18 protein-coding genes are annotated in these 19300 nt (G+C 75.8%); 5 read left to right on the top strand and 13 right to left on the bottom strand.

Annotated features, from left to right (window positions below; all coding sequences use genetic code 11):
• Positions 1 to 70 precede the first annotated feature (70 nt).
• Positions 71 to 376 carry an ArsR/SmtB family transcription factor gene (locus IE241_RS17905; protein ID WP_229899435.1) on the top strand — a complete coding sequence of 102 codons (306 nt, stop codon included), beginning with the start codon at positions 71 to 73 and terminating at the stop codon, positions 374 to 376.
• 48 nt (positions 377 to 424) lie between these two features.
• Here IE241_RS17905 and IE241_RS17900 read toward each other — a convergent pair whose 3' ends face one another.
• From IE241_RS17900 to IE241_RS17880, 5 genes are read right to left on the bottom strand one after another with little or no spacing between them, the layout of a single operon-like run.
• Positions 425 to 1168, bottom strand: a complete 744-nt coding sequence (locus IE241_RS17900) for a class I SAM-dependent methyltransferase (RefSeq protein ID WP_190022764.1) — start codon at positions 1166 to 1168, stop codon at positions 425 to 427.
• On the bottom strand, positions 1165 to 3519 hold the full coding sequence (locus tag IE241_RS17895) for a xanthine dehydrogenase family protein molybdopterin-binding subunit (RefSeq protein ID WP_190022763.1): 2355 nt from the start codon (positions 3517 to 3519) through the stop codon (positions 1165 to 1167). Before IE241_RS17895 ends, IE241_RS17900 begins: the two co-directional genes overlap by 4 nt.
• Positions 3516 to 3998, bottom strand: a complete 483-nt coding sequence (locus IE241_RS17890) for a (2Fe-2S)-binding protein (RefSeq protein WP_190022762.1) — start codon at positions 3996 to 3998, stop codon at positions 3516 to 3518. Before IE241_RS17890 ends, IE241_RS17895 begins: the two co-directional genes overlap by 4 nt.
• Positions 3989 to 4882 (bottom strand): FAD binding domain-containing protein, encoded by an 894-nt coding sequence (locus IE241_RS17885; protein WP_190022905.1) that lies wholly within the window; start codon positions 4880 to 4882, stop codon positions 3989 to 3991. The genes IE241_RS17890 and IE241_RS17885 overlap by 10 nt, the downstream gene beginning before the upstream one ends.
• A gap of 26 nt (positions 4883 to 4908) precedes the next feature.
• Complete coding sequence (locus IE241_RS17880; RefSeq protein WP_190022761.1) at positions 4909 to 5703, bottom strand: class I SAM-dependent methyltransferase; 795 nt, start codon at positions 5701 to 5703, stop codon at positions 4909 to 4911.
• Between the two features lie 98 nt (positions 5704 to 5801).
• Here IE241_RS17880 and IE241_RS17875 point away from each other — a divergent pair, with 98 nt between their 5' ends.
• Positions 5802 to 6083: a hypothetical protein gene (locus tag IE241_RS17875; protein WP_229899433.1), complete on the top strand. Its 282-nt coding sequence runs from the start codon at positions 5802 to 5804 to the stop codon at positions 6081 to 6083.
• A 10-nt stretch (positions 6084 to 6093) separates the two neighbouring features.
• Here the strand turns inward: IE241_RS17875 and IE241_RS17870 are convergent, their stop codons facing one another.
• Positions 6094 to 7578 (bottom strand): alpha/beta hydrolase, encoded by a 1485-nt coding sequence (locus IE241_RS17870; RefSeq protein ID WP_190022760.1) that lies wholly within the window; start codon positions 7576 to 7578, stop codon positions 6094 to 6096.
• 195 nt (positions 7579 to 7773) lie between these two features.
• Between IE241_RS17870 and IE241_RS17865 the strand changes: the two genes are divergently transcribed.
• On the top strand, positions 7774 to 8181 hold the full coding sequence (locus tag IE241_RS17865) for a peptidase inhibitor family I36 protein (protein WP_190022759.1): 408 nt from the start codon (positions 7774 to 7776) through the stop codon (positions 8179 to 8181).
• Positions 8182 to 8329: 148 nt separating this feature from the next.
• Here IE241_RS17865 and IE241_RS17860 read toward each other — a convergent pair whose 3' ends face one another.
• Positions 8330 to 11179, bottom strand: coding sequence for a helix-turn-helix transcriptional regulator (locus tag IE241_RS17860; RefSeq protein ID WP_190022758.1), 2850 nt, complete (start codon positions 11177 to 11179; stop codon positions 8330 to 8332).
• A gap of 67 nt (positions 11180 to 11246) precedes the next feature.
• Positions 11247 to 11921 (bottom strand): TetR/AcrR family transcriptional regulator, encoded by a 675-nt coding sequence (locus IE241_RS17855; protein WP_190022757.1) that lies wholly within the window; start codon positions 11919 to 11921, stop codon positions 11247 to 11249.
• Between the two features lie 70 nt (positions 11922 to 11991).
• Here IE241_RS17855 and IE241_RS17850 point away from each other — a divergent pair, with 70 nt between their 5' ends.
• A complete protein-coding gene (locus tag IE241_RS17850) occupies positions 11992 to 13473 on the top strand; it encodes an MFS transporter (RefSeq protein ID WP_229899431.1) in 1482 nt (493 codons plus the stop codon).
• A gap of 152 nt (positions 13474 to 13625) precedes the next feature.
• Positions 13626 to 14228 (top strand): NAD(P)H-dependent oxidoreductase, encoded by a 603-nt coding sequence (locus tag IE241_RS17845; protein ID WP_190022756.1) that lies wholly within the window; start codon positions 13626 to 13628, stop codon positions 14226 to 14228.
• Between the two features lie 66 nt (positions 14229 to 14294).
• Here IE241_RS17845 and IE241_RS17840 read toward each other — a convergent pair whose 3' ends face one another.
• From IE241_RS17840 to IE241_RS17820, 5 genes are read right to left on the bottom strand one after another with little or no spacing between them, the layout of a single operon-like run.
• Complete coding sequence (locus IE241_RS17840) at positions 14295 to 15035, bottom strand: class I SAM-dependent methyltransferase (RefSeq protein ID WP_190022755.1); 741 nt, start codon at positions 15033 to 15035, stop codon at positions 14295 to 14297.
• Entirely contained in the window at positions 15032 to 16264 is a 1233-nt protein-coding gene (locus IE241_RS17835; protein ID WP_190022754.1) for an NAD(P)H-dependent oxidoreductase, read from the bottom strand. Before IE241_RS17835 ends, IE241_RS17840 begins: the two co-directional genes overlap by 4 nt.
• Complete coding sequence (ribD, locus tag IE241_RS17830; protein ID WP_190022903.1) at positions 16261 to 17349, bottom strand: bifunctional diaminohydroxyphosphoribosylaminopyrimidine deaminase/5-amino-6-(5-phosphoribosylamino)uracil reductase RibD; 1089 nt, start codon at positions 17347 to 17349, stop codon at positions 16261 to 16263. Before ribD ends, IE241_RS17835 begins: the two co-directional genes overlap by 4 nt.
• Before the next feature lie 38 nt (positions 17350 to 17387).
• On the bottom strand, positions 17388 to 18380 hold the full coding sequence (locus tag IE241_RS17825; protein ID WP_190022753.1) for a formylglycine-generating enzyme family protein: 993 nt from the start codon (positions 18378 to 18380) through the stop codon (positions 17388 to 17390).
• Positions 18377 to 19162, bottom strand: coding sequence for a class I SAM-dependent methyltransferase (locus IE241_RS17820; protein ID WP_190022752.1), 786 nt, complete (start codon positions 19160 to 19162; stop codon positions 18377 to 18379). The genes IE241_RS17825 and IE241_RS17820 overlap by 4 nt, the downstream gene beginning before the upstream one ends.
• Positions 19163 to 19300 lie beyond the last annotated feature (138 nt).

The raw sequence follows: 19300 nt of genomic DNA, 5'->3' as shown, positions 1-19300 counted from the left end.
CCAGCGATACATAGGCAATGTGCTATTTAGGAGATCCACTATATAGGCGCTGTTTGATAGCCTGTCAAACGTGAGAGACACTGCGGAGGACAAGACGGACGTCGCCATGCTCCGGGCGCTCGGACACCCCGTGCGGCTCGGCATCATGCGCGCGCTGGCGGCCGAACCCGAGACGTGCGCCTGTGACTTCACCGAGCTCTTCGAGGTCACCCAGCCGACCATCAGCCAGCACCTGAAGGTGCTGCGCGAAGCCGGCCTCGTGGTCACCCGCCGCCGTGGCACCCAGATCTGCTACTCGGTCCGCCCCGACGGGCTCGACCGGCTCCACGAACTCCTGACGGCAATTCAGCCGCCCCGGCTGGCCGCCGCCGGCTGACCCGCCCGCCCCGGTGCCCGCGCGGACACCGGGGCCGCCGGCGCGCCCTCAGCGGACGGCCTCGAACATGACGACGGGCGGATTGGCCAGGAACCCCTCCCAGTACGCGGCCCCGAAGCGCTCGATCGTCGCCCGCGGCACGTGCAGCGGCACCCACGACAGCTTCGTGAACCCCGCCGCCGCGAACGCCGCCTCGTACACCTCCGGCCGGATCAGGCACGTCTCGAAGGTGATCGGCGGTTCCAGCGCCGCGGTGACCCGGATCCGGGTGCCGAAGTCCGAGGCCGCCAGGGGCTCGAAGGCGAAGCCGTACGTGTCGGGCAGCGGCCCCTCGAAGGAGAAGCGCGGGTTCTGCGTCACCCCGATGAACCGCCCGCCCCGCGGCAGCCGTTCGAACGCGCCGCGGCACATGGCCGTCAGGGTCGCCTCCTCCCGCGCGTAGTTGAGCAGGTAGGCCGCGGTCACGACGTCGAAGCGGCCGAGGTCCGGCAGGTCCGCGGCGTCCGCGGCCACGTAGCGCGTGCCCAGCGGCGCCCGCTCCTCGGCAGCCCGCGCCGCCGCGACCATCTCCTCCGAGACGTCCGCCCCCACCACCCGGTCCGCGCCCAGCATCTTCGCCTGGCGGGTGTAGAAGCCGTCGCCGCAGGCCAGGTCGAGGACGTCCAGCCCGGTCACGTCGCCGAGCAGGGCCAGGAAGCTCGCGCGCTCCGGGTGGACGGTGGGCAGCGACCGCGCGTCCTCCCAGCGCGCTCCGATCACGTCGTACTGCGCAGCGGTGCGCTCTCGGGTCATGGGGGGTCTCCTCCGGTGGGCGGGGCCCCGGCCGTGGCCGGCTCGGGGAGGGCGTCGTCCGTGCCCGTCAGCCCCGCCACGTCCTCCGGGCGCAGCGGGATGCGCGGCAGGGGCAGGCCGGTGGCGTCGCGCACGGCCGCCGCCACGGCGGCGGGGCTGGAGATGTTCGGCGGTTCGCCCACGCCGCGCACGCCGTAGGGGGCGTGCGGGTCGGCCAGTTCGAGCACGTCCACGTGCATCGCCGGCACGTCGTGGACGGTCGGGATGAGGTAGTCGGCGAACGAGGGGTTCTGCATCAGGCCGCCCTCGACCCGGATCTCCTCCATCAGCGCGAGGCCCAGGCCCTGCACCGTGCCGCCGTGGATCTGGCCCAGCAGGGCCTGCGGGTTGACGGCCTTGCCGACGTCCTGCGCGGTGGCGATCTCGACCGTCCGGACGAGGCCGAGCTCGGTGTCCACGTCCACCACCGCCCGGTGCGCGGCGAAGGCGAACTGGAAGACCGAGTCGCCCTGCCCCGTCTCCGGATCCAGGGGGAACGTCGGCCGGTGGTGCCACTCCACGGTCTCCTCGACGGCCTCGTCGCCCAGCACGTCGGCCAGCTTGCACAGCACCTTCCCGCCGGCGCCGGTCACGGCTTCGCCGGACAGGCCCGTGGCGCTGCCGGGCCGGCCCAGCAGCCGGTCCGCGCGCTCCAGGACGCGGGCCCGCACCGCCTCGGCGGCCGCCTTGACCGCGCCCCCGGTGACGTACGTCTGACGGGAGGAGGACGAAGGGCCCGCCGAGCCGAAGGCGCTGTCCCCGGGCTCCACCGTCACCTGCTCGACGCCGAGTTCGGTGCGGGCGATCTGGGCCTGCACGGTCACCACGCCCTGGCCGACCTCGGCCGCCGCGCTGGTGACCACCGCCCGCACCTGCCCGCCACCGGCCTCCAGCCGGACCCGGGCGGTGGAGTAGTCGTCGAAGCCCTCCACGAAGCCGACGTTCTTGAAGCCGACGGCGTAGCCCACGCCGCGCACGACCGACTCGCCCCGCGACGTGGTGCCGGTCAGGTGGCCGCCCTGCGGCAGCGACGGGCCGGGCATCGGCCGCTCCCGCACCCGGCGCAGGAGCTCGGCGACCGGCGCCGGGTGGTCCAGGACCTGGCCGTTGGCCACCGCCGACCCCTCGGCGACCGCATTGCGGATCCGCAGCTCCACCGGGTCCATGCCGAGTTCGCGGGCGAGGCGGTCCATCTGCGACTCGTAGCCGAAGCAGGCCTGCACGGCGCCGAAGCCGCGCATCGCCCCGCACGGCGGGTTGTTGGTGTAGACGACGCGCACGTCCACCTCGGCGTCCGGTACCTCGTACGGTCCGAGGGAGCAGGTGGCGACGGTGCCGGCCACGGCGGGGGAGCTGGAGGAGTAGGCGCCGCCGTCGAGGACGATCGAGGCCCTGACGTAGACGAGCCTGCCGTCGCGCGTGGCGCCGTGCTCGTAGGCCATCTTCGCCGGGTGGCGGTGCACGTGGCCGACGAAGGACTCGCTCCGGGTGTAGCACATCTTCACCGGGCGGCCGGTCCGCAGCGCCAGCAGGCAGGCGTGCGCGTGCATCGACAGGTCCTCGCGCGCGCCGAACGCCCCGCCCACGCCCGCCAGGTGCAGCCGCACCTTCTCGCGCGGCAGGCCCAGTGCCGCAACCACCTGGTCGTGGTCGACGTGCAGCCACTGTGTGGCGACGTGCAGGGACACCCCGCCGTCCGGGCCGGGCACGGCCAGGCCGGACTCGGGGCCCAGGAACGCCTGGTCCTGCATGCCGACCTCGTAGACGCCGCGCACCACCACGTCGGCGGTGAGCGGCTCGCCGCGCGCGGCGCGGCCGCGGCGCAGGGGGACGTGCCGCAGGAGGTTGCCGCCCGGGTGCACGGCGGGGGAGTCCGGGGCGAGGGCCGCCCCGGCGTCGGTGACCGGCGCCAGCACCTCGTAGGCGACGCCGACGAGTTCCGCGGCGCGGCGGGCCGTCTCCGGGTCCTCGGCGGCCACGACCGCGACCGGCTCGCCCTCGTAGCGCACGGTGTCCACGGCGAGCACCGGCTGGTCGACGACCATCGAGCCGTGCAGGTTGCGGCCGGGCACGTCGCGGTGGGTCAGCACCGCGCGGACACCGGGCAGGGCCAGCGCGGCGGAGGTGTCGACGGCGAGGATCCGGGCGTGCGCGTGAGGGCTGCGCAAGGTGGTGCCCCACAGCATGTCCTCCGCCTCCAGGTCGGAGGAGTACGCGAAGGCGCCGCGGACCTTCAGCGGCCCGTCGGGGCGGGGCGCACTGTCGCCGACCGCGCCGGGAACGCGGCGGGTGTGCGGGGCGTATGCGGTCACGGGCGGGACTCCGGGGCTCGTGTGCGGGCGGCGGCCAGGCGGACGGCCTCGAGGATGTGCCGGTAGCCGGTGCAGCGGCACAGGTTCCCCGCGAGGGCGTCCTTGATCTCCGCCTCGCCGGGGTCGGGGCAGCGGCGCAGCAGGTCCTCGGCGGCCTTGAGCATGCCGGGCGTGCAGAACCCGCACTGCACGGCGCCGCAGGCCAGGAAGGCCTCCTGCACCGGGTGCGGCCCGTCCTCGCCGGCCAGGCCCTCGACCGTCTCCACGCTCCGGCCGTGGGCCTGGGGCGCGGGCACCAGGCACGCGCAGACCAGCACCCCGTCCAGGTGGACCGAACACGAGCCGCACTGGCCCTGTTCGCAGGCGTTCTTCGCGCCGTACAGACCGAGGCGCTGCCGCAGGACGTACAGCAGGCTCTCCGTCCCGGCCACGCCCTCGGCGTCGTGCCGCTCACCGTTCACCGTCAAGGTCAGGTGCACGGCTCCCCCTCCGTCCGCCGGTGCGCGCGGTAGTCGTCCCACACCCGGCCGAGGGTCCGGCGCGCCAGCACGGCCACCGCGTGCCGGCGGTAGGCGGACGAGCCGCGCACGTCGTCGGCCGGTGCGGTCGCCGCCGCGGCCAGCTCGCCGAAGCGCGCGAGCACGTCGTCCGGGAGCGGTCCCCGGGTCTGCCACAGCCGCAGTTCGCCGAGCTCGCGGGCGACGAACTGCTCGGCCTCCGGGGCCGGCCGGGGCACCGGAGCCGCCGAGCCGATGCCGGTGCCCACCCACGCGCGCGAGGGCCACAGCGCCACCGCGAACGAGCAGGTCGCCATCACCACGGCGCCGCGCCGCCCGGCCTTGGCGTAGGCCTGCGGGCCCTCCGCCTCGGGCACCCGCACCGCGCGGATCAGCTCGTCCGGAGCGCGGACCGTACGGCCCGGGCCGGTGTAGAAGTCCCGCACCGGCACCCGGCGGGCGCCGCGCACGGACACCAGCTCCACCTCCGCGCCGCACGCCAGCAGCATGGGGTGGACGTCGCCGGTGGGGGAGGCGGTGCCCAGGGCGCCGCCCACGGTGCCGCGGTTGCGGATCTGGCGGGAGCCAACCGTGCGGGCGGCCGCCGCCAGTCCGGGCAGCGGGGCGGCCAGTTCCCCGGCGATGCGGGTGTACGGCACCGTGGCGCCCAGCCGTATCCCGCCGGCCGTCCGCTCCCAGCGGCTCAGGCAGACGATCCGGGTGAGGTCGACGGCGGCCGCAGGGCGCTCGTGGCCCGTGCCCAGCCGCACCATGACATCGGTGCCGCCCGCCACGGGGACCGTGCCCGCACGGGCGGCCATGGCCTCCAGCGCCTCGTCCAGGCGCTCGGGCAGCAGGAAATCCATGGGCCGGGGGGTCTCGGTCTCCGCGCTCACCCGCGGCCGTCTCCGGCGCCCTTGACGCAGCGGAAGAGCACCCACGGCGGGTTGGCCGCGAAGTCGTCCCAGTACTCCGGCCCGAACTCCAGGACGCCGTCGGGGGACAGCTGGACCGGGCCCCACGAGCAGTCGCGCAAGCCGGCGCCCGTGAAGGCCTCCTCGTACACCCGCCTGGACGGCAGGTAGGCGGTGAAGCTGACCGGGGGCCGCGTGTGCGCGGTGACCCGGATCCGGCCGTCGTGCTCCGGGTCCGCCGCCTGCCGGAAGGAGAAGCCGTACCTCTGCGGAAGCGACCGGCCGAAGTCGAAGTCCGGGTGCGCGACGAGGGCCCGCAGCTGGCCGCCCTCGCGCAGGTTGCGCGCACACGCCCGGGCCATGAGCTCCATCGTCCCCGCGGAGTCGGCGTAGTTGAACAGGTACGCCGCGAGCAGCACGTCGAAGTCGCCCAGCCGCGGCAGCTCGGTGGCGTCGCCCACCGCGTACTCGACGCCCAGGGCCTCGCGCTCCTCCGTGGCCCGGGCGACCTCGACCATCTTCGGCGAGATGTCCACGCCCAGCACGCGCCGCGCGCCCAGCCGCCGGGCATGCCGGCTGTAGACGCCCGTGCCGCAGGCGAGGTCGAGGACGCTCCTGCCCCGCACGTCGGCCAGCAGGCCCAGCACGCTGGGCCGTTCCACGAACCGGGTGAGCGGGAGCAGCTTGGCGAGCTCGTAGTCGCCGCCGATGCGGTCGTACTGCAGATCGTCGTGGGCGGGGTGCGCGGCGCGGCCGTCGGCGGCGTCGGTCATGGGGCGCGTCTCCTTCATCCGGACGTCCAGGACTCCACGATTCCGCTCGCCGCGCGGCAGCTGGATCACGGACCGCCCCGTAACACGCCCCGGAGCATTTGGGTGCCGGTACCGAGACGACAGCCCGGGCCGCGCCCGCGCTCACGGAAGCGGAGATCGTCGGACCGGCCGTCGCCGCCGAAGACGTCTTCGGGGCGACCTGCCTGACGGCGGCCACCGCCCCGGCCATGCGCCGGCTCGGCGGGCTGGAGCCGGTGACGCTCGGCCTGATGCACGGCCCCTCGTACAACGGCGACTGCCCGCAGGCGCTGCGCGACCTGGCCGGGGCCTACGACGAGCGGTTCACGGCCTCGGTAGAGCGGGAAGGCGGCCTGCGGTGACGTACGGCCCTCACCGGCCCGTACCCCGCGCGGGGCAGGACAGGTCGGTGCGGGGCAGCGTGCCCCGGGTCAGCCAGGCCGTCGCCGCGCCGTTGGCGCACGGGTCGGCCGTGAACCCGTAGACGCCGTGCCCTCCCTGCGCGGCGTCGACCATGACCGCCCGGTGTCCCAGCACCTTCCGCACGGCCCGCGCCCCCGCGTACGGGGTGGCGGGATCGCGGCGGTTCTGCAGCATGAGGATGTTGCGCGGGCCCCGGCCGCCGATGCGCCAGGGAGGCTCCTGGGGCCGGTACGGCCAGAAGGCGCAGGGCCAGATGTTCCCGGTCATGGCCCCGGCGACGGGGTAGCGCCACGCGTCGTGCCGCTGCGCCCGCCGGTAGGTCTCCACCGAACGCGGCCACGGGGTGTCCTGGCAGAGGACGGCCAGCGTCGTCGGCAGGACGATCTGCTGGATCCGCGGCTCCAGGGGGACGGCCGCCTGCAGCGGCACCAGGGCCTTCTCCGCCTTGGCCTCGTCGGGTGCACCGGGCGCGTGGGCCAGGTAGCGCCACACGTCCGCGAGTTGCGGGAAGGAGGCGTCCGCGAACAGGGCCTGCAGGGTGATCTGCCGCAGGACGTTCTCGTCCACGGTGTACTGGCCGACCTTCTTCGGGCGGGCGGCGGCTTCCGCGAGCAGCCGGGCGTACGTCTCGGACACCTGGTCGGCCGTCGCGCCCAGGTGGTAGGCGGCCTCCCGCTCGGCCACGTACGCGGTGAGGTCGGGGAAGCGCTGCTGGCTGCCCGGCCCGAAGGCGCGCAGGGCCTTCCACCAGCCGGCCCGGGCGTCGGGCGCGCTGTCCAGGACCACGCGGTCGGTGCGGCCGGGAAAGGCGCCGGCGTACACGGCGCCGAGGTGGGCTCCGTAGGACACGCCGTAGTACGAGATGCGCTCCTCGCCGAGCGCGCGCCGGATGCGGTCCATGTCCCGGGCGATGGTGGCCGTGTGCATCGTCGGCAGCAGGTCCCCGGCGTGCCGGGCGCAGGACTGCGCGATGCTGCGGTGCAGCTCGGCGGTGGCGGCGAACGGCCGGTGCGGGAGGGGCAGGGACACAGGCGCGTGGCGCAGCTGCGCGGCGCTCAGCCGGCAGGAGACCGGGGTGCTGGTGAACAGGCCGCGCGTGTCGAAACCGATGAGGTCGTAGCCGGCCCGTACGGATGCGGGGACGTGGGCCGCGAACCACAGCGGCATGGGCGTCCCCGGGCCGCCGGGGCCGCCCGGATTGAGCAGGAGGACCCCGCGCCGAGGGCCGGGGCCGGTGGCCGCGAGCCGGGAGACGCCGATCGTGACGCTGCGGCCCGCCGGTTCCGCGTAGTCCAGCGGCACCCGGACCGTGGTGCACTGCAGACCGCTGCCGGCGGGCGCGGCGACCTCCGCCGGGCACGGCCCCCACCGCAGGCGCTGCGGGGCGGGCGCGGCCGGGCTCCCGCCGGTCAGCAGCGTCAGAGCGACCGCCACTCCCGCGGCCCGGCGGCACGCCCGGCGACATCTCACGAAGGACCCTCTCCACTGGATCTGACGGAGAGTTATGTTCCGGTCGGCGCCTCCTTCAAACGGATCGGGGGCGGGGTGCATCCGGTCGGCGTACCCGGGACGGATGTGCGAGCTCGCGGGGTCTCCCCGGTGCGGTCGATTCCCTCTAGCGTCGGGCGGATGAGGAATGTGATGCGCGGCCTTCTCGTGCCGGTGGTGGCTGCGGCCGCCGTCGTGCTGCCCGTCTCCACGACACATGCGGCCGGCGGGTACGACCGGTGCCCCGACGGTTATTACTGCATGTTCTCGGGCCTCGACGGCACCGGCGACATGATCAGACTCAGGGCGAGCGCGCCGGATCTCGCGGCGCTCGGCATGAACGACCGCGGCAAGTCGGACTGGAACCGGACCGCTTCGACCGTCTACCTCTGGTCCGACAAGAACTACAGCGGCTGCACGGCCGGCACCTCTACCGGCCCGACCGGCAAGGGTAACTTCTTCCCCACCTACCGGGACTTCTTCAGCTCGGTGCGGATCGGCGGTCCGGGCGGCCCGAGCTGCGGCACGCCGCCCGGCGAAGGCCGCTGAGCCGCGCAGGAGCCGCCGTCCACCGCAGGGTTCGTCGCCGGGCTCGCCCTGCCGGGCATGCTCTTCGAGGCCGACGCGGTCGCCGTACGGCCCTGACCGGTCGGCGGCTCCCGCAGGGAAACCCGCAGGAGGGCGCCGGCCGCCGCCGTCACGCGCAGGACTCCGTCGCCTCGTGCTGCGGATGCAGGCACGAAGGTGACGGCGGCGGCTGATCGCCCGTCACCAGCCGCAGGGCGCGGCGGTCGGAGATCGACAGCTTCCGGTAGACCCGGCTCAGGTGCATCTCCACCGTGCGCCGGGTCACGTACAGCCGCCCGGCTATCTCCTTGTTGGTCAGCCCCTCCGCCGCGAGCAGCGCGGTCCGGCGCTCGGCGGGGGTGAGGGAGGCGGGGCCGATCTCGGTGTCGCGGCGCGGGCGCGCCCCGGCCTCGACCATGTCCTGGCGCAGCTCCTGCACCAGGACGTGCGCCGCGCACTTCTCGGCCAGCGCGGCCGCGGCCCGCAGGTGCTCCCGGGCCTGGCGCGCCTTGCGGGTGCGCATCAGCTCGCGCCCCAGGTCGCGCAGCGCCCTCGCCTCGTCGAGCGCCGCACCCGCCTCCCGCAGCAGCTGGACGGACTCGGTGAGCACCGCCGCCCGCTCCTCGCCGGGAGCCAGCAGCCCCGCCGCGTGCAGGGTGACGCCCACCGCGTGGGGCGCGCCGAAGGCCCGCGCGAGGGACAGCTCCTCGCGGACGAGCTCCCGGGCCGCCTCCTCGTCGCCCAGCCGGGCGTGCGCCAGGGCTGCCTCGGAACGCCAGGGCCACAGCGCCGGGTTGGTCCAGCCCCGGTGCAGCAGCAGCCGCCCGCACTCCTCCAGGTCGGCCAGCCCCGGCCCGACCCGCCCCAGGCGGACCTGCAGCCGTCCGCGGTGGAACAGCAGGCCCGGCAGCGTCACCGCGGGCACCGCACCCTCCAGGCCGGGCTCCAGCAGGACCCGCTGCGCCTGGTCCAGGTCCCCGGACTCGTACAGGGCGCTGCCCAGCCAGCCGCGGGCCATGGCGGAGCCCAGCCACTCGCGCCCGGCCGGCTCCGGGCCCCGCTCCAGCACCTCGTGCGCCGCGTCCAGGCACTCCGTCAGCCGGCCCGCGCGGTAGGTGCACTCGGCGAGCACGGCCCGGGCGAGCGCCGCGACGGTGCGCGAGCCCTCCGCGGTCGCCGCGCTCAGCAGGGCCGCGCAGTTCTCCAGGGCCTCCTCCTCGGCGCCCGAGCGGGCCAGGACGAGGACGAGGCCCAGCCGCATCAGCGCGTGGTCGTTGACGGTGGAGGCCGGTTCGCTGAGCGCCAGGCGGGCCTGCTGGAGCGCCTCGGCGCGCTGCGTGCCGCTCCATTGGGCGCTCACGGCGGCCAGCGCGGCCTCGGCCCGGCGCACCCACGGGCTCCGGGCGACTTCGCTGAGCTGCGCGGGGGCGGACGAGGAGGGCGGGGCCTGGTGCATCCCGCGCCCTTCGAGGAGCTCCAGCAGGCCGCGCACGGCGCGGAAGCCCGCCCGCAGCTCCTTCGGCGCCCCGGGACGGTCCAGCTCGGCCGCCTCCTGTTCCACGATGCGCAGCGCCTCGGGGGCGTCGCCGGTCAGAGCGGCGGCCTGCGCCAGGTCGAGCAGGGCCATGGCGCGGTGCTCGGTGTCGCCCCGGATCAGGTCCACCGTGCGGCGCAGCCGGGCCACCGCCGCCTCGGGGCCGTCGGCCAGCTCGATGTGGCCGAGCCGGCGCAGCAGCCCCGGCTCCTCCTCCGGACCGCACTCGGCGAGGCCGCGCTCCAGGCACACCCGGGCCTGCGCGAGGGCGCCGCCCGCGAGGGCCGCGTCGGCCGCGTCCACGAGCAGCCGCAGGGCCCAGCGCTCGCCCACGGGGGCGCCGGGCAGCAGGTGCGCGGTGATGCGCTCGCGGGGGGCGCTGCCCGCGTAGAGGGCCTTGGCCGCCTCGGCGTGCAGCCGTGCCCGCTCGCTGGGCGGCATCCGGGCCCGGAAGGAGGCCATGACCACGGGCTGGGCGAAGCCGATGCCGTCCTGCCCCTCCGTCAGGATGCCGCGGCGCACCAGCCGGTAGAGCACGTCTCCCGCCTCGCCGGCGCCGATGCCGACGAGCCGGGAGACGAGCGGGCCGCTCGCCCCGGGCGCGACGATCGACACGGCGTCGAGCACGGCGCCGACCTCGGGGGAGCAGCCTACGAGCCGGGTCAGCAGGGTCTCGGCGACCTCCACCGGGCCCAGCCCGGCCACGCGGTCGGCGGAGAGCTCCCCCGGCGTGAGGCCCGCGCGGCGCAGCTCGCGCAGCAGCGCCTGGAGCAGCAGCGGGTTGCCTCCGGTGGCCGTGCGGCAGGCGCGGGTGAGGGCTTCGTCCGCCGGCTCGCCCAGGAAGGAGGTCAGCAGATAGCCGACGCTGTCGGCGTTGAGGCCCTGCAGCACCACGCGGCGGTGGAAGAACGAGGCGACGCCGGCCGCGGACTCGGCGCTCTGCCGGCCCCCGCCCCCGTCCTCGCCCGCCGGATCGGGGCGGTCCGTGCCGAGGGTGGCCAGCAGCACGACGGGCAGGCCCTCCAGACGGGCCGTCAGATAACCGAGCCAGTGCAGCGACGCGCTGTCCGTCCACTGCAGGTCGTCGATCGCGACCAGCAGGGGAGCGCCGGCCGCGGCGGCCGTGATCAGCCGGTGCACTGCGGCGGCCTCGTCGGCCCCGCCCGCGCCGTCCGCCTCCCGCGGGCCTTCGGGCCCTCCGTCCGCGCCGGGCAGCTGGTCGCGGATCTGGTGCAGGACGCCGTGGGCGCGGTCGTGCTCGCCGGGTCTGGCGCGCGCGGAGACCGTACCGAAGCCTCTGCTCCGGGCGGTCCGCAGCGCGGCGCGCACCAGGTGCGACTTGCCGGCGCCTATGCCGCCCTCCAGCAGCAGGCTGGCCCCCATGCCCGCCTCCGCGGCGGACAAGGCCCCCTCCAGGGCCGTCATTTCGCTGTCGCGGCTGAGCAACAGTCTCTCCCTCCCCTCGTACCTGCCGGGCCGTCACAGTGCCCGGCCTCCGCTGCCCCCCCGCGCGTCAGAAACCGTCGAAGACCCCGTGGCGGTGGCGTCCGCGCCAGGATTCGGTGGCCACGCCCTTGAGCACGACCTCGACCACGTCCTCCGCGAGCGTCGCGGTCACCGGCAGGTGCCCGAAGAGCACCCGGTAGTACGTGGTGGACGCCAGCATGTCGAGCAGAAGGTCGATGTCGGCGTCGGGGCGGAGGTCCCCCCTCCGGATGCCGCGCCGCAGCGCCTCGGCCGTGGAAGCCCGGCGGGTGTGGAAGAAGCGCTCCAGGAACAGGCTCTCCAGCTCGGGGTGGTCGGCCAGGTCGGCCACTAGGGCGGGCAGGACACGCCGCCCGATCGTGGTGCCGAAGGCCTGGCTGAGCGTGCCGATGCCGGCGATCAGGTCGCAGTGGGTGCAGCCGGTGTCGGGGGTCGGGGTGGCGCCCACCGTGGTCACCAGTGCGTCCACGACGAGGTGCTGGCGGGACTGCCAGCGCCGGCGCAGGGCCGGCTTGCTGGTCCCCGCCCGGGCGGCCACCGCTTCGAGCGTCAGGTTTCCGTAGCCCGACTCATTGAGGATCTCCATCACCGCGGCGGGCACGGCCGCGTCGATGCGGCCGTCCCGTGGCCTTCCTGTGCGCTGCGGACCGCCTCCGCGCGATTCCCGCGCTTCGGCCACCGCGCCGTTCGGGGTGTTCACCATGCGGCCAGTATAGGTAAGCTGCAATTGATTCCGTCCCGGAACGTAACGAAACTTTGTGCTGGAGGTCGTCGTGTCGCAGGATGTGAACCAGGTGGCGGAGGAGTCCGGCGCCCCGCTCGCGCCGCCCGGCGCGGACGGATCCTCTCCGCCGGCGAAGGCGGCGAAGGCGGGGGAGAGGCCGGCGGAGAGCGTGTTCTCCGGGGCCTACCGGGCACTGACCCTCGGCGTCGTCCTCTCCGTGAGCATGGTCGCGTTCGAATCCCTGGGCGTGGCCACGGTCCTGCCCGACATCGCGGACGACCTGCACGGGCTCGGCGCCTACGGCTGGGGCCTGTCGGCCCTGATGCTCGCCAACATCGTCGGCACGGTGGTCGCCGGCCGCGCGGCCGACCGCGGCGGGCCCGTGCGCTCCATGGCCGTCGGCATGCTCGTCTTCGCCCTCGGCTGCGCGGTGGCGGGCGCGGCGGCCTCCTGGCCGCTGTTCCTGCTCGGCCGCGCCCTCCAGGGCCTCGGAGTCGGGGCTGTCATGAGCATGGCCTACACCGTGATCGGGCTCGCCTACCCCGAACACCTCAGGGCGCGGATGTTCGCCCTGCTCTCCTCCGCCTGGACGGTGCCCTCGCTCATCGGCCCCGTCATCGCCGGCACCCTCTCCGACCTCACCAGCTGGCGCGGCGTGTTCCTGCTCATGCTCCCGCTGATCGCGATCGCCGCCGCCCTCACCCTCCCGGGCCTGCGCCGGCTCGACCGCCCCTCCGCCGCTCCCGCCGCCCCCTCCGGACCCTGGTGGAAGAGCCCCCTCGCCGCCAGCATCCTCCTCACCGCGGGCACCGCCCTCTTCCTCCAGGCACTGCTCCTGAAGAGCCTCGCCCTGCTGATCCCGCTCGCCCTCGCCGGGCTCGTCGTCGCCGTGCCCGCCCTGCGCCGGGTGACCCCCGCCGGAACGCTCGGCCTGCGGGCCGGAGTCGGCGCCGGCATCGGCATCCGCTTCCTGCTGTGCGGCGTCTACTTCGGCAGCGAGGCCTTCCTCCCGCTCGGCCTGCAGGAACTGCGCGGCGTGAACGCCTCCCTGGCCGGCCTCGGCCTCTCCGCCGGTGCCATCACCTGGGTCTTCGGCTCCGCCTGGCAGGCCCGCCGCGACGGCCGGGGCGGCGGGCGCACCGGCAGCGTCACCCTCGGCTTCGCCGTCCTGCTCGCCGGTCTCGCCGTCATGGCCGCCGCCGTCCTCGTCGAGGCCGTGCCCCCGCTGGTCGCCGTCGCGGGCTGGGCCCTGGGCGGCATCGGCATGGGCGTCGCCTTCAACGCCGCCACCACCGACACCCTCGAACAGGCCCCCGCCGCACAACAGGGCCTCGTCAGCGGCTCCCTGCAGCTCGCCCAGACCCTCGCCACGGGCCTGGTCTCCGGCATCGGCGGCGCGGCCGTCGCCATGGCCCACCAGCACGGGGCCACCACCCGGGCCGGGCTCCTGTTCACCTTCGCGCTCACCGCGGTGCTCGCCCTGGCGGGCGTCCTGGTCTCCCGGCGCCTGCGCCCCGCCCCGGCCGGCTGACCGGCCGGCCCCGCTCCTTCTACACCCGCACTCGCACACCCGCACTCGCACCCGCACGCCCACACCCCCCCCACGAGGCCCTTCCCCCAGGGCCCCCGTCCCCAAGGCCTCCGTACCCCAAGGCCGCCACCCGTCAAGGAAGGAGACCGACCGTGGAGAACGTACTGCTGCTGGGGCTGAGCGCCCCGGCCGACGACGACCCCTACGGCGACCCGCTGCTGCGCGCGCTCTCGGCCCCCGGCGCCTCCGGAACCCGGCTCGTCGTCAGCACGGCGCCGTCCGTACTCGCCCGGGCGAGCAGCGAGATCATCGCCCCCTCGCACCCCGTCGCCGACGCCCTGCGCCAGATGGCCTCGCTCGCCGACGGCGTCATCATCACCACCCCCGAGACGCACGCCGCGCCGCCCGCCTCCCTGCGGACGCTGCTCAACTGGCTGACCTGGCCCACCGAGGGCTCCCCGCTCATCGGCAAGCCCGTGGCGGTCATCACCACCTCCACCGCCCCCGCGACCGAGCCCGATGCGTACTGCGAGACCGAGCGGATGCTCTTCACCGCCGGCGCCACCCTCATCGGCCCGCGCACCGTCGTGCCCCGCGTCGACCGGGTCCTGCGCGAAGAGCCCGACGGGCAGGTCGCCTTCAGCGACCCGGGTGCGGCCGTCCGGCTGCTGTTCCACGTCCACCGCACCGCCGCGGCCGCCCGGGAGCACTCCGGCCTGCCGCCCGCGGACGACTTCCGGCCGTGGCTGCTCTGAACGCGCACGAAGGACGGCCCCGGCGGCGGAGCACCGCCGCCGGGGCCGTCAGGGCCGTCAGGGATCTCAGCCGGCCATGCAGCGCAGCATCACCAGCGGCGGGTTGGCGAGGAAGTCCTCCCAGAACTCCGCCCCGTACGTCCTGATGCCGTCCTCCGGCACCTCCAGCGGCACCCACGTGACGTCCCGGAAACCGGCCGCCCACAGCGCGCCCTCGCACACCTCGCGCCGCGGGTAGTTGGTCACGAACTCGACGGGCGAATCGACCAGCGCCGTGATCCGCACCCGCGGTCCCACCTCGCCCTCGCCCACCGGCTCGTAGCGGAAGCCGTACTTCTCCGTCGGCGGCCCGTCGAAGCGGAAGTCCGGCGCCTGGGTGAGGACGAAGAACTCCCCGCCCGGCCGCAGGCTGCGGTGCACGCCCCGGCACATCCACTCCATCGTGGCCGCGTCGTCGGCGTAGTTGAGGAGGTAGACGGCGGTCGCCACGTCGAAGCGCCGGCCGAACAGGGGCAGGTCGGCGCCGTCGCCGACCAGGTAGCGCACCCCCAGGGGGTCGCGCTTCTCGATGGACCAGGCGGCGGCCACCATCGAGTCGGAGACGTCGACGCCCAGGACCTCCGCGGCGCCGAGCCGCTTGGCCTGCCGGCTGTAGAAACCCGTGCCGCACGCCAGGTCCAGGACCGACTTGCCGCTCAGGTCCCCGACCATCCGCAGGAAGCTGCCCGACTCCGGGTAGCGGGCCATGGGCAGCGACTTGAAGCCCTCGTAGGCTTCGCCGATGTCGTCGTACTGCTGCACGGTCATGTGGATTCCTTCTCGAGGGGGGTGTCGAGGGCGCCGGCGCCGGGGGCGGGCCGGCGGCGCAGCCGGTCGCCGGCCAGGGCCATGCGCCGGCCCTGATGCCGGGCGGCCGCCAGCGCCTGGACGGTCGGCAGGTCCCCCGCCGACCGGGCGTGCGACGTGCCGTACGGATTGCCGCCGGCCTCGAACACCACGGGATCGGTGTAGCCCGGCGGCACCACGACCGCACCGGAGTGGTGCAGCACGTGGTGGAGGGAGAGGAGCGCCGACTCGCTGCCCGCGTGCGCCCGGGCGGTGGCGACGAAACCGCCGGCGGGCTTGCCCGCGAGCGGCCCCGGCCCGGCCGGGGGCTCCAGCGACTGCAGGAACCCCAGCAGCGGTGCGGCGACGGCGCCGGCCCGTGCCGGGGCGCCGAAGACCACCGAGTCCGCCCACGCCACGTCGCCGGGGCCGACGGCGGCCGCCGGCGGGGCCCCGCCCGCAGGGCCGGGCAGCCCCGACTCCCGCCGCACGCCCGGCCCCGCCAGCCGGCGCAGCCGCACCTCGGCGCCGAGCTCCCGGGCCCCGGCCGCGCACTCCTGCGCCAGCAGCCGCACCGTCTCGTCCTCGGCGCAGTGGACGACCGTCATCCGGACGCGGACCGCGCCGCCCGGGGCGGGACGGCCGCCGCCCTGCGCGCGGGCCGCCGCACCGGCCAGACGGCGGCCCAGCGCCCAGGCCGCCGCCAGGTCGTCCTCGGCGACGCTGCCGTCGCGCAGCGCGGCGACCGCCAGCCCGTACGGGTTGCCGTCCGCGCCGCCGCAGACCGGATCGCCGGGCCCGGCGGACCCGGCACCGAGAGTCCAGGACCCCCAGTGGTGCGCTGTCTGATAGAGCGTCAGCAAGGTGGCCTCGCGGCCGCCGTGCAGACAGGTCGAGGCCGTCATCCCCGTCACGACGCGGTCGGTGAGCAGCCCGTCGCACCACAGCTTCGATGTGCTGTCCAGGAACCGCTTGAACGGTGCGGAGACGCTCCCGAAGTACGTGGGCGAGGCCAGCACCAGGCCGTCGGCCCACAGCACGTCCTCCGGGCCCGCCTCCTCCTCCGGCCACGCGGGAGCGGCCTGGTCGTCGGCGACCTGCACCAGCCGCACCTGCGCGCCGTACGCCTGCGCCCCGGCGGCCGCGGCCCCGGCCAGCGCCCGCATGGTGCCGCGCCTGCTGTGGTAGACGACCGCGACCCGTGGGGTCACGACGCCTCCTCCGGCTCCGCCCCGCCGGGGAAGGGACGGGCGCGCAGCACCATCCGGACGTCGTCGCCGAGCCGGTCCACCGCGTCCAGCCGCAGGCGCAGCGCCTCGCTCAGGGTGCCCGCGCCGAACCCGTCGAGCACCGCGCGCCCGTCACCGCCGAGCAGCACCGGGGCGACGTAGGCCACGACGCGGTCGAGCATGCCCCGCGCCGCGAACTCCGCGGCCAGCCGGGCGCCGCCCTCCAGCAGCACGGAGCGCACCCCCCGCTCGTACAGTGCGTCCGTCAGCGCCGCGAGGTCCAGCCGCCCGCCGGGCTCGGGGAGGGCCAGCACCGTGTGGCCGTGGGGGAGTACGGGCGGGGCGGCCGACTCGCCGACGACCACGAGGGTGGGGGCCGCGTCGTCCAGGACGCGTGCGTCCGGCCGGATGCCGCCGGTGCGGTCCAGCACCACCCGCAGCGGCGGCTTGCCCGTCACGCCGTGCCGCAGCCCGAGGTGCGGGTCGTCCGCCCGCAGCGTCCCCGAACCGACGAGCACCGCGTCGTGTGTGGCCCGCAGCGTGTGGGCGTCGGCGCGGGCCTCGTGGCCGGTGATCCAGCGCGAGGTGCCGTCGGGCGCCGCCGAGCGGCCGTCGAGGCTCCCGCCGAACTTCCAGGTCACGCACGGCCGGCCGAGCCGGGTGGCGGTCAGCCACAGCTCGTTGGCCCGCTCCGCCTCCTCGCGCAGGACGCCGCCGACGACCTCGATCCCGGCGGCGCGCAGCCGCTCGGCGCCGCCCGCGTGGCCGGGGACGGGATCCGGCACCGCGTACACCACGCGGCTCACCCCGGCCGCGAGCAGGGCGTCCGCGCAGGGCCCCGTACGGCCCTGGTGCGCGCACGGCTCCAGGGTGACCACGGCCGTCGCGCCGCGCGCGCGGTGGCCCGCCGCGGCCAGGGCCTCGACCTCGGCGTGCATGTGGCCGGCGCCGCGGTGGTAGCCCTCCGCCACGGTGGCGCCGTCCGCGTCCAGCAGGACGCAGCCGACGACGGGGTTGGGGCTGGTGCGGCCCAGCGCGCTGACCGCGAGCGCGAGGGCCCGGCGCATCGCCTCCAGTTCGGCGCGCGTGGCGCCGTCCGCGGCCGTCACGGCGTCTCCGCGAGGCGGAAGCCCATGGCGTAGATCTCGCGTTTGTACCAGCCGTGCCGGCGCCGGACGCGGGCGAGGTCGCCGAAGCGGGTGAAGCTGCCGCCGCGCGCGACCCGGTAGACGCCCTGGCTGACGGCGAGGTCGTCGGCGATCTCCTCCCCGCCGGGGTAGGCGGCGTAGTCGTCGGCCACGTACTCCTCGACGTTGCCCGCGAGGTCGTGCACGCCGAACGGCGAGCGGCCGGCCGGGAAGACGCCGATCGGCGTGGTCGCCAGGGGGCCCTCCTCGACGGTGTTGGCGGCCCCGGGCCGGAAGTCGTCGCCCCAGGGGAAGTCGCGGCCGTCCCCGCCGGAGGCGGCGTACTCCCACTCGGCCTCGGTCGGCAGCCGGAAGGCGCGCCCGGTGCGGGCCGCGAGCCAGGCCGCGTAGGCGTCGGCGGCCTCGGGGGTCACGGTCCACACGGGGTGGTTGGCGAGCTGCTCCGGGTAGACGCCGAAGCGCCAGGCGGTCGGCAGCCCGGTGCGGCCGGTGTCCTCCAGGAACAGGCGGTACTCGGCGTTGGTCACGGGGTACAGGGCGATCCGGAAGGCCGCGAGGTCCGCCTCGTAGACGGGGGCCTCCTTGGCGATCCACTCCTCCTCGACCCCGGCGTGGCGCCAGCGGCCGGTGACCGCGCCGACCTCCCCGGGCTCCAGGCCGAGGCGGACCCGGGCGGCCGGCACGTCGGCCATCGGCGGGTCCTCGGGCCGGATCCGCGGGTCGCCCACCAGGCCGAGGACGGTGCCGGCGGCGTGGCGGCGGGCGAACGGCTCGGCGGGGTCCTCCGCGACCGCGACGAGGGCGTCCGGCTCCGCGGCGAGCAGGTCGCGGTGGCCGGCCAGGAGGTACTGCGGGCCGCGCGAGACGAAGGCGTCGGGCAGGCCCATCGCGGCCCGGTCGGTGAGGGTGTTGGGATTGGCGAGGACGACCGGCGGCGTGCTGCTGGTCATGACTGGTCTCCCGTGGACGGTCGGATGGACGGTCGGAGGGGGCTTCCGGTCGGCCGCCCGCCGCCTTCGGTGCGGCGGAACGTGCTCACCAGATAGGTGAGGTTCCCGACGGCGCGGGGCACCCGGCGGGTGTCCACGAGGGCGAACCCGTGGCCGGCGGCCAGCCCGGTCAGCTCGTCCTCGGTGAACTCGCGGTAGAGGCGGCTGCCCTCGTTGGCGTAGAGGCCGCCCCTGCCGTCCGCCGCGTGGAAGACGGAGAGCGTGAGGAGGCCGCCGGGGCGCAGCAGTTCGTGGACGTGGCGCAGGTACGGGCCGTACGTCCCCGGGTGCTGGTGGTGGAAGCACCCGTTGTCCAGCACCGCGTCGTACTGCTCGGTGCCCGGCAGGTCGAGGGCGGCGGTGGCGAGGAACCGGGCGCGGCCGGGGTGGCGGCCGGCGAGGGTCTGCCACTCGGGGGAGGCGACGAGGTCGATGCCGGTCACATGGTGCCCGGCGGCGAGCAGGAGTCCGGCGTCGCGGCCGTGGCCGGTGCCGATGTCGAGTACGTGAGCGGGGCTGCCGGGGCCGGTGCCCGCGCCGGCGCCGGGCCGTGCGCGGAGGGCGTCCATGAGCAGGCGCGGCGCCTGCCGCATCGCCTCCTCGTCCGTCCAGACGTCGCGGCCGCCCGCGTAGTGGTCGCGGAAGTCGCTGTGCAGGACGGCGGCGTAGCGGGTCTCGTCGAGCGGTGCGGCGTCGGTGCGTTCGACCGTATACCGGTCGGCTATGGAGTGGCTTGCGCCCATCGGTGCACGGTCCTGTCGTGTTCTGGTTGCGCTGTGCTGTGGTGGTGCTGGCGTGGTCGGTGGTGCCGACGTGGTCGTGGGCATGGGGCCGTCGTGGGCATGGGGCGGTCGCGGGGGAGGCGGGCGAGCAGTCCTCGC

It is taken from the genome of Streptomyces hiroshimensis, assembly GCF_014650335.1.
Taxonomy (GTDB): Bacteria; Actinomycetota; Actinomycetes; order Streptomycetales; family Streptomycetaceae; genus Streptomyces; species Streptomyces hiroshimensis.
Note: the sequence above shows the minus strand (reverse complement) of the source record. Positions and strands in the feature narration are given on the sequence as shown.

What these genes read in the sequence shown, in the direction of transcription:
- IE241_RS17900 (WP_190022764.1), bottom strand. Translation starts at nt 1,168, where the DNA reads ATGACCCGAGAGCGCACCGCTGCGCAGTACGACGTGATCGGAGCGCGC.
- IE241_RS17825 (WP_190022753.1), bottom strand. Translation starts at nt 18,380, where the DNA reads ATGACCAGCAGCACGCCGCCGGTCGTCCTCGCCAATCCCAACACCCTC.
- IE241_RS17840 (WP_190022755.1), bottom strand. Translation starts at nt 15,035, where the DNA reads ATGACCGTGCAGCAGTACGACGACATCGGCGAAGCCTACGAGGGCTTC.
- ribD (WP_190022903.1), bottom strand. Translation starts at nt 17,349, where the DNA reads ATGCGCCGGGCCCTCGCGCTCGCGGTCAGCGCGCTGGGCCGCACCAGC.
- IE241_RS17865 (WP_190022759.1), top strand. Translation starts at nt 7,774, where the DNA reads ATGAGGAATGTGATGCGCGGCCTTCTCGTGCCGGTGGTGGCTGCGGCC.
- IE241_RS17820 (WP_190022752.1), bottom strand. Translation starts at nt 19,162, where the DNA reads ATGGGCGCAAGCCACTCCATAGCCGACCGGTATACGGTCGAACGCACC.
- IE241_RS17855 (WP_190022757.1), bottom strand. Translation starts at nt 11,921, where the DNA reads ATGGTGAACACCCCGAACGGCGCGGTGGCCGAAGCGCGGGAATCGCGC.
- IE241_RS17885 (WP_190022905.1), bottom strand. Translation starts at nt 4,882, where the DNA reads ATGGATTTCCTGCTGCCCGAGCGCCTGGACGAGGCGCTGGAGGCCATG.
- IE241_RS17880 (WP_190022761.1), bottom strand. Translation starts at nt 5,703, where the DNA reads ATGACCGACGCCGCCGACGGCCGCGCCGCGCACCCCGCCCACGACGAT.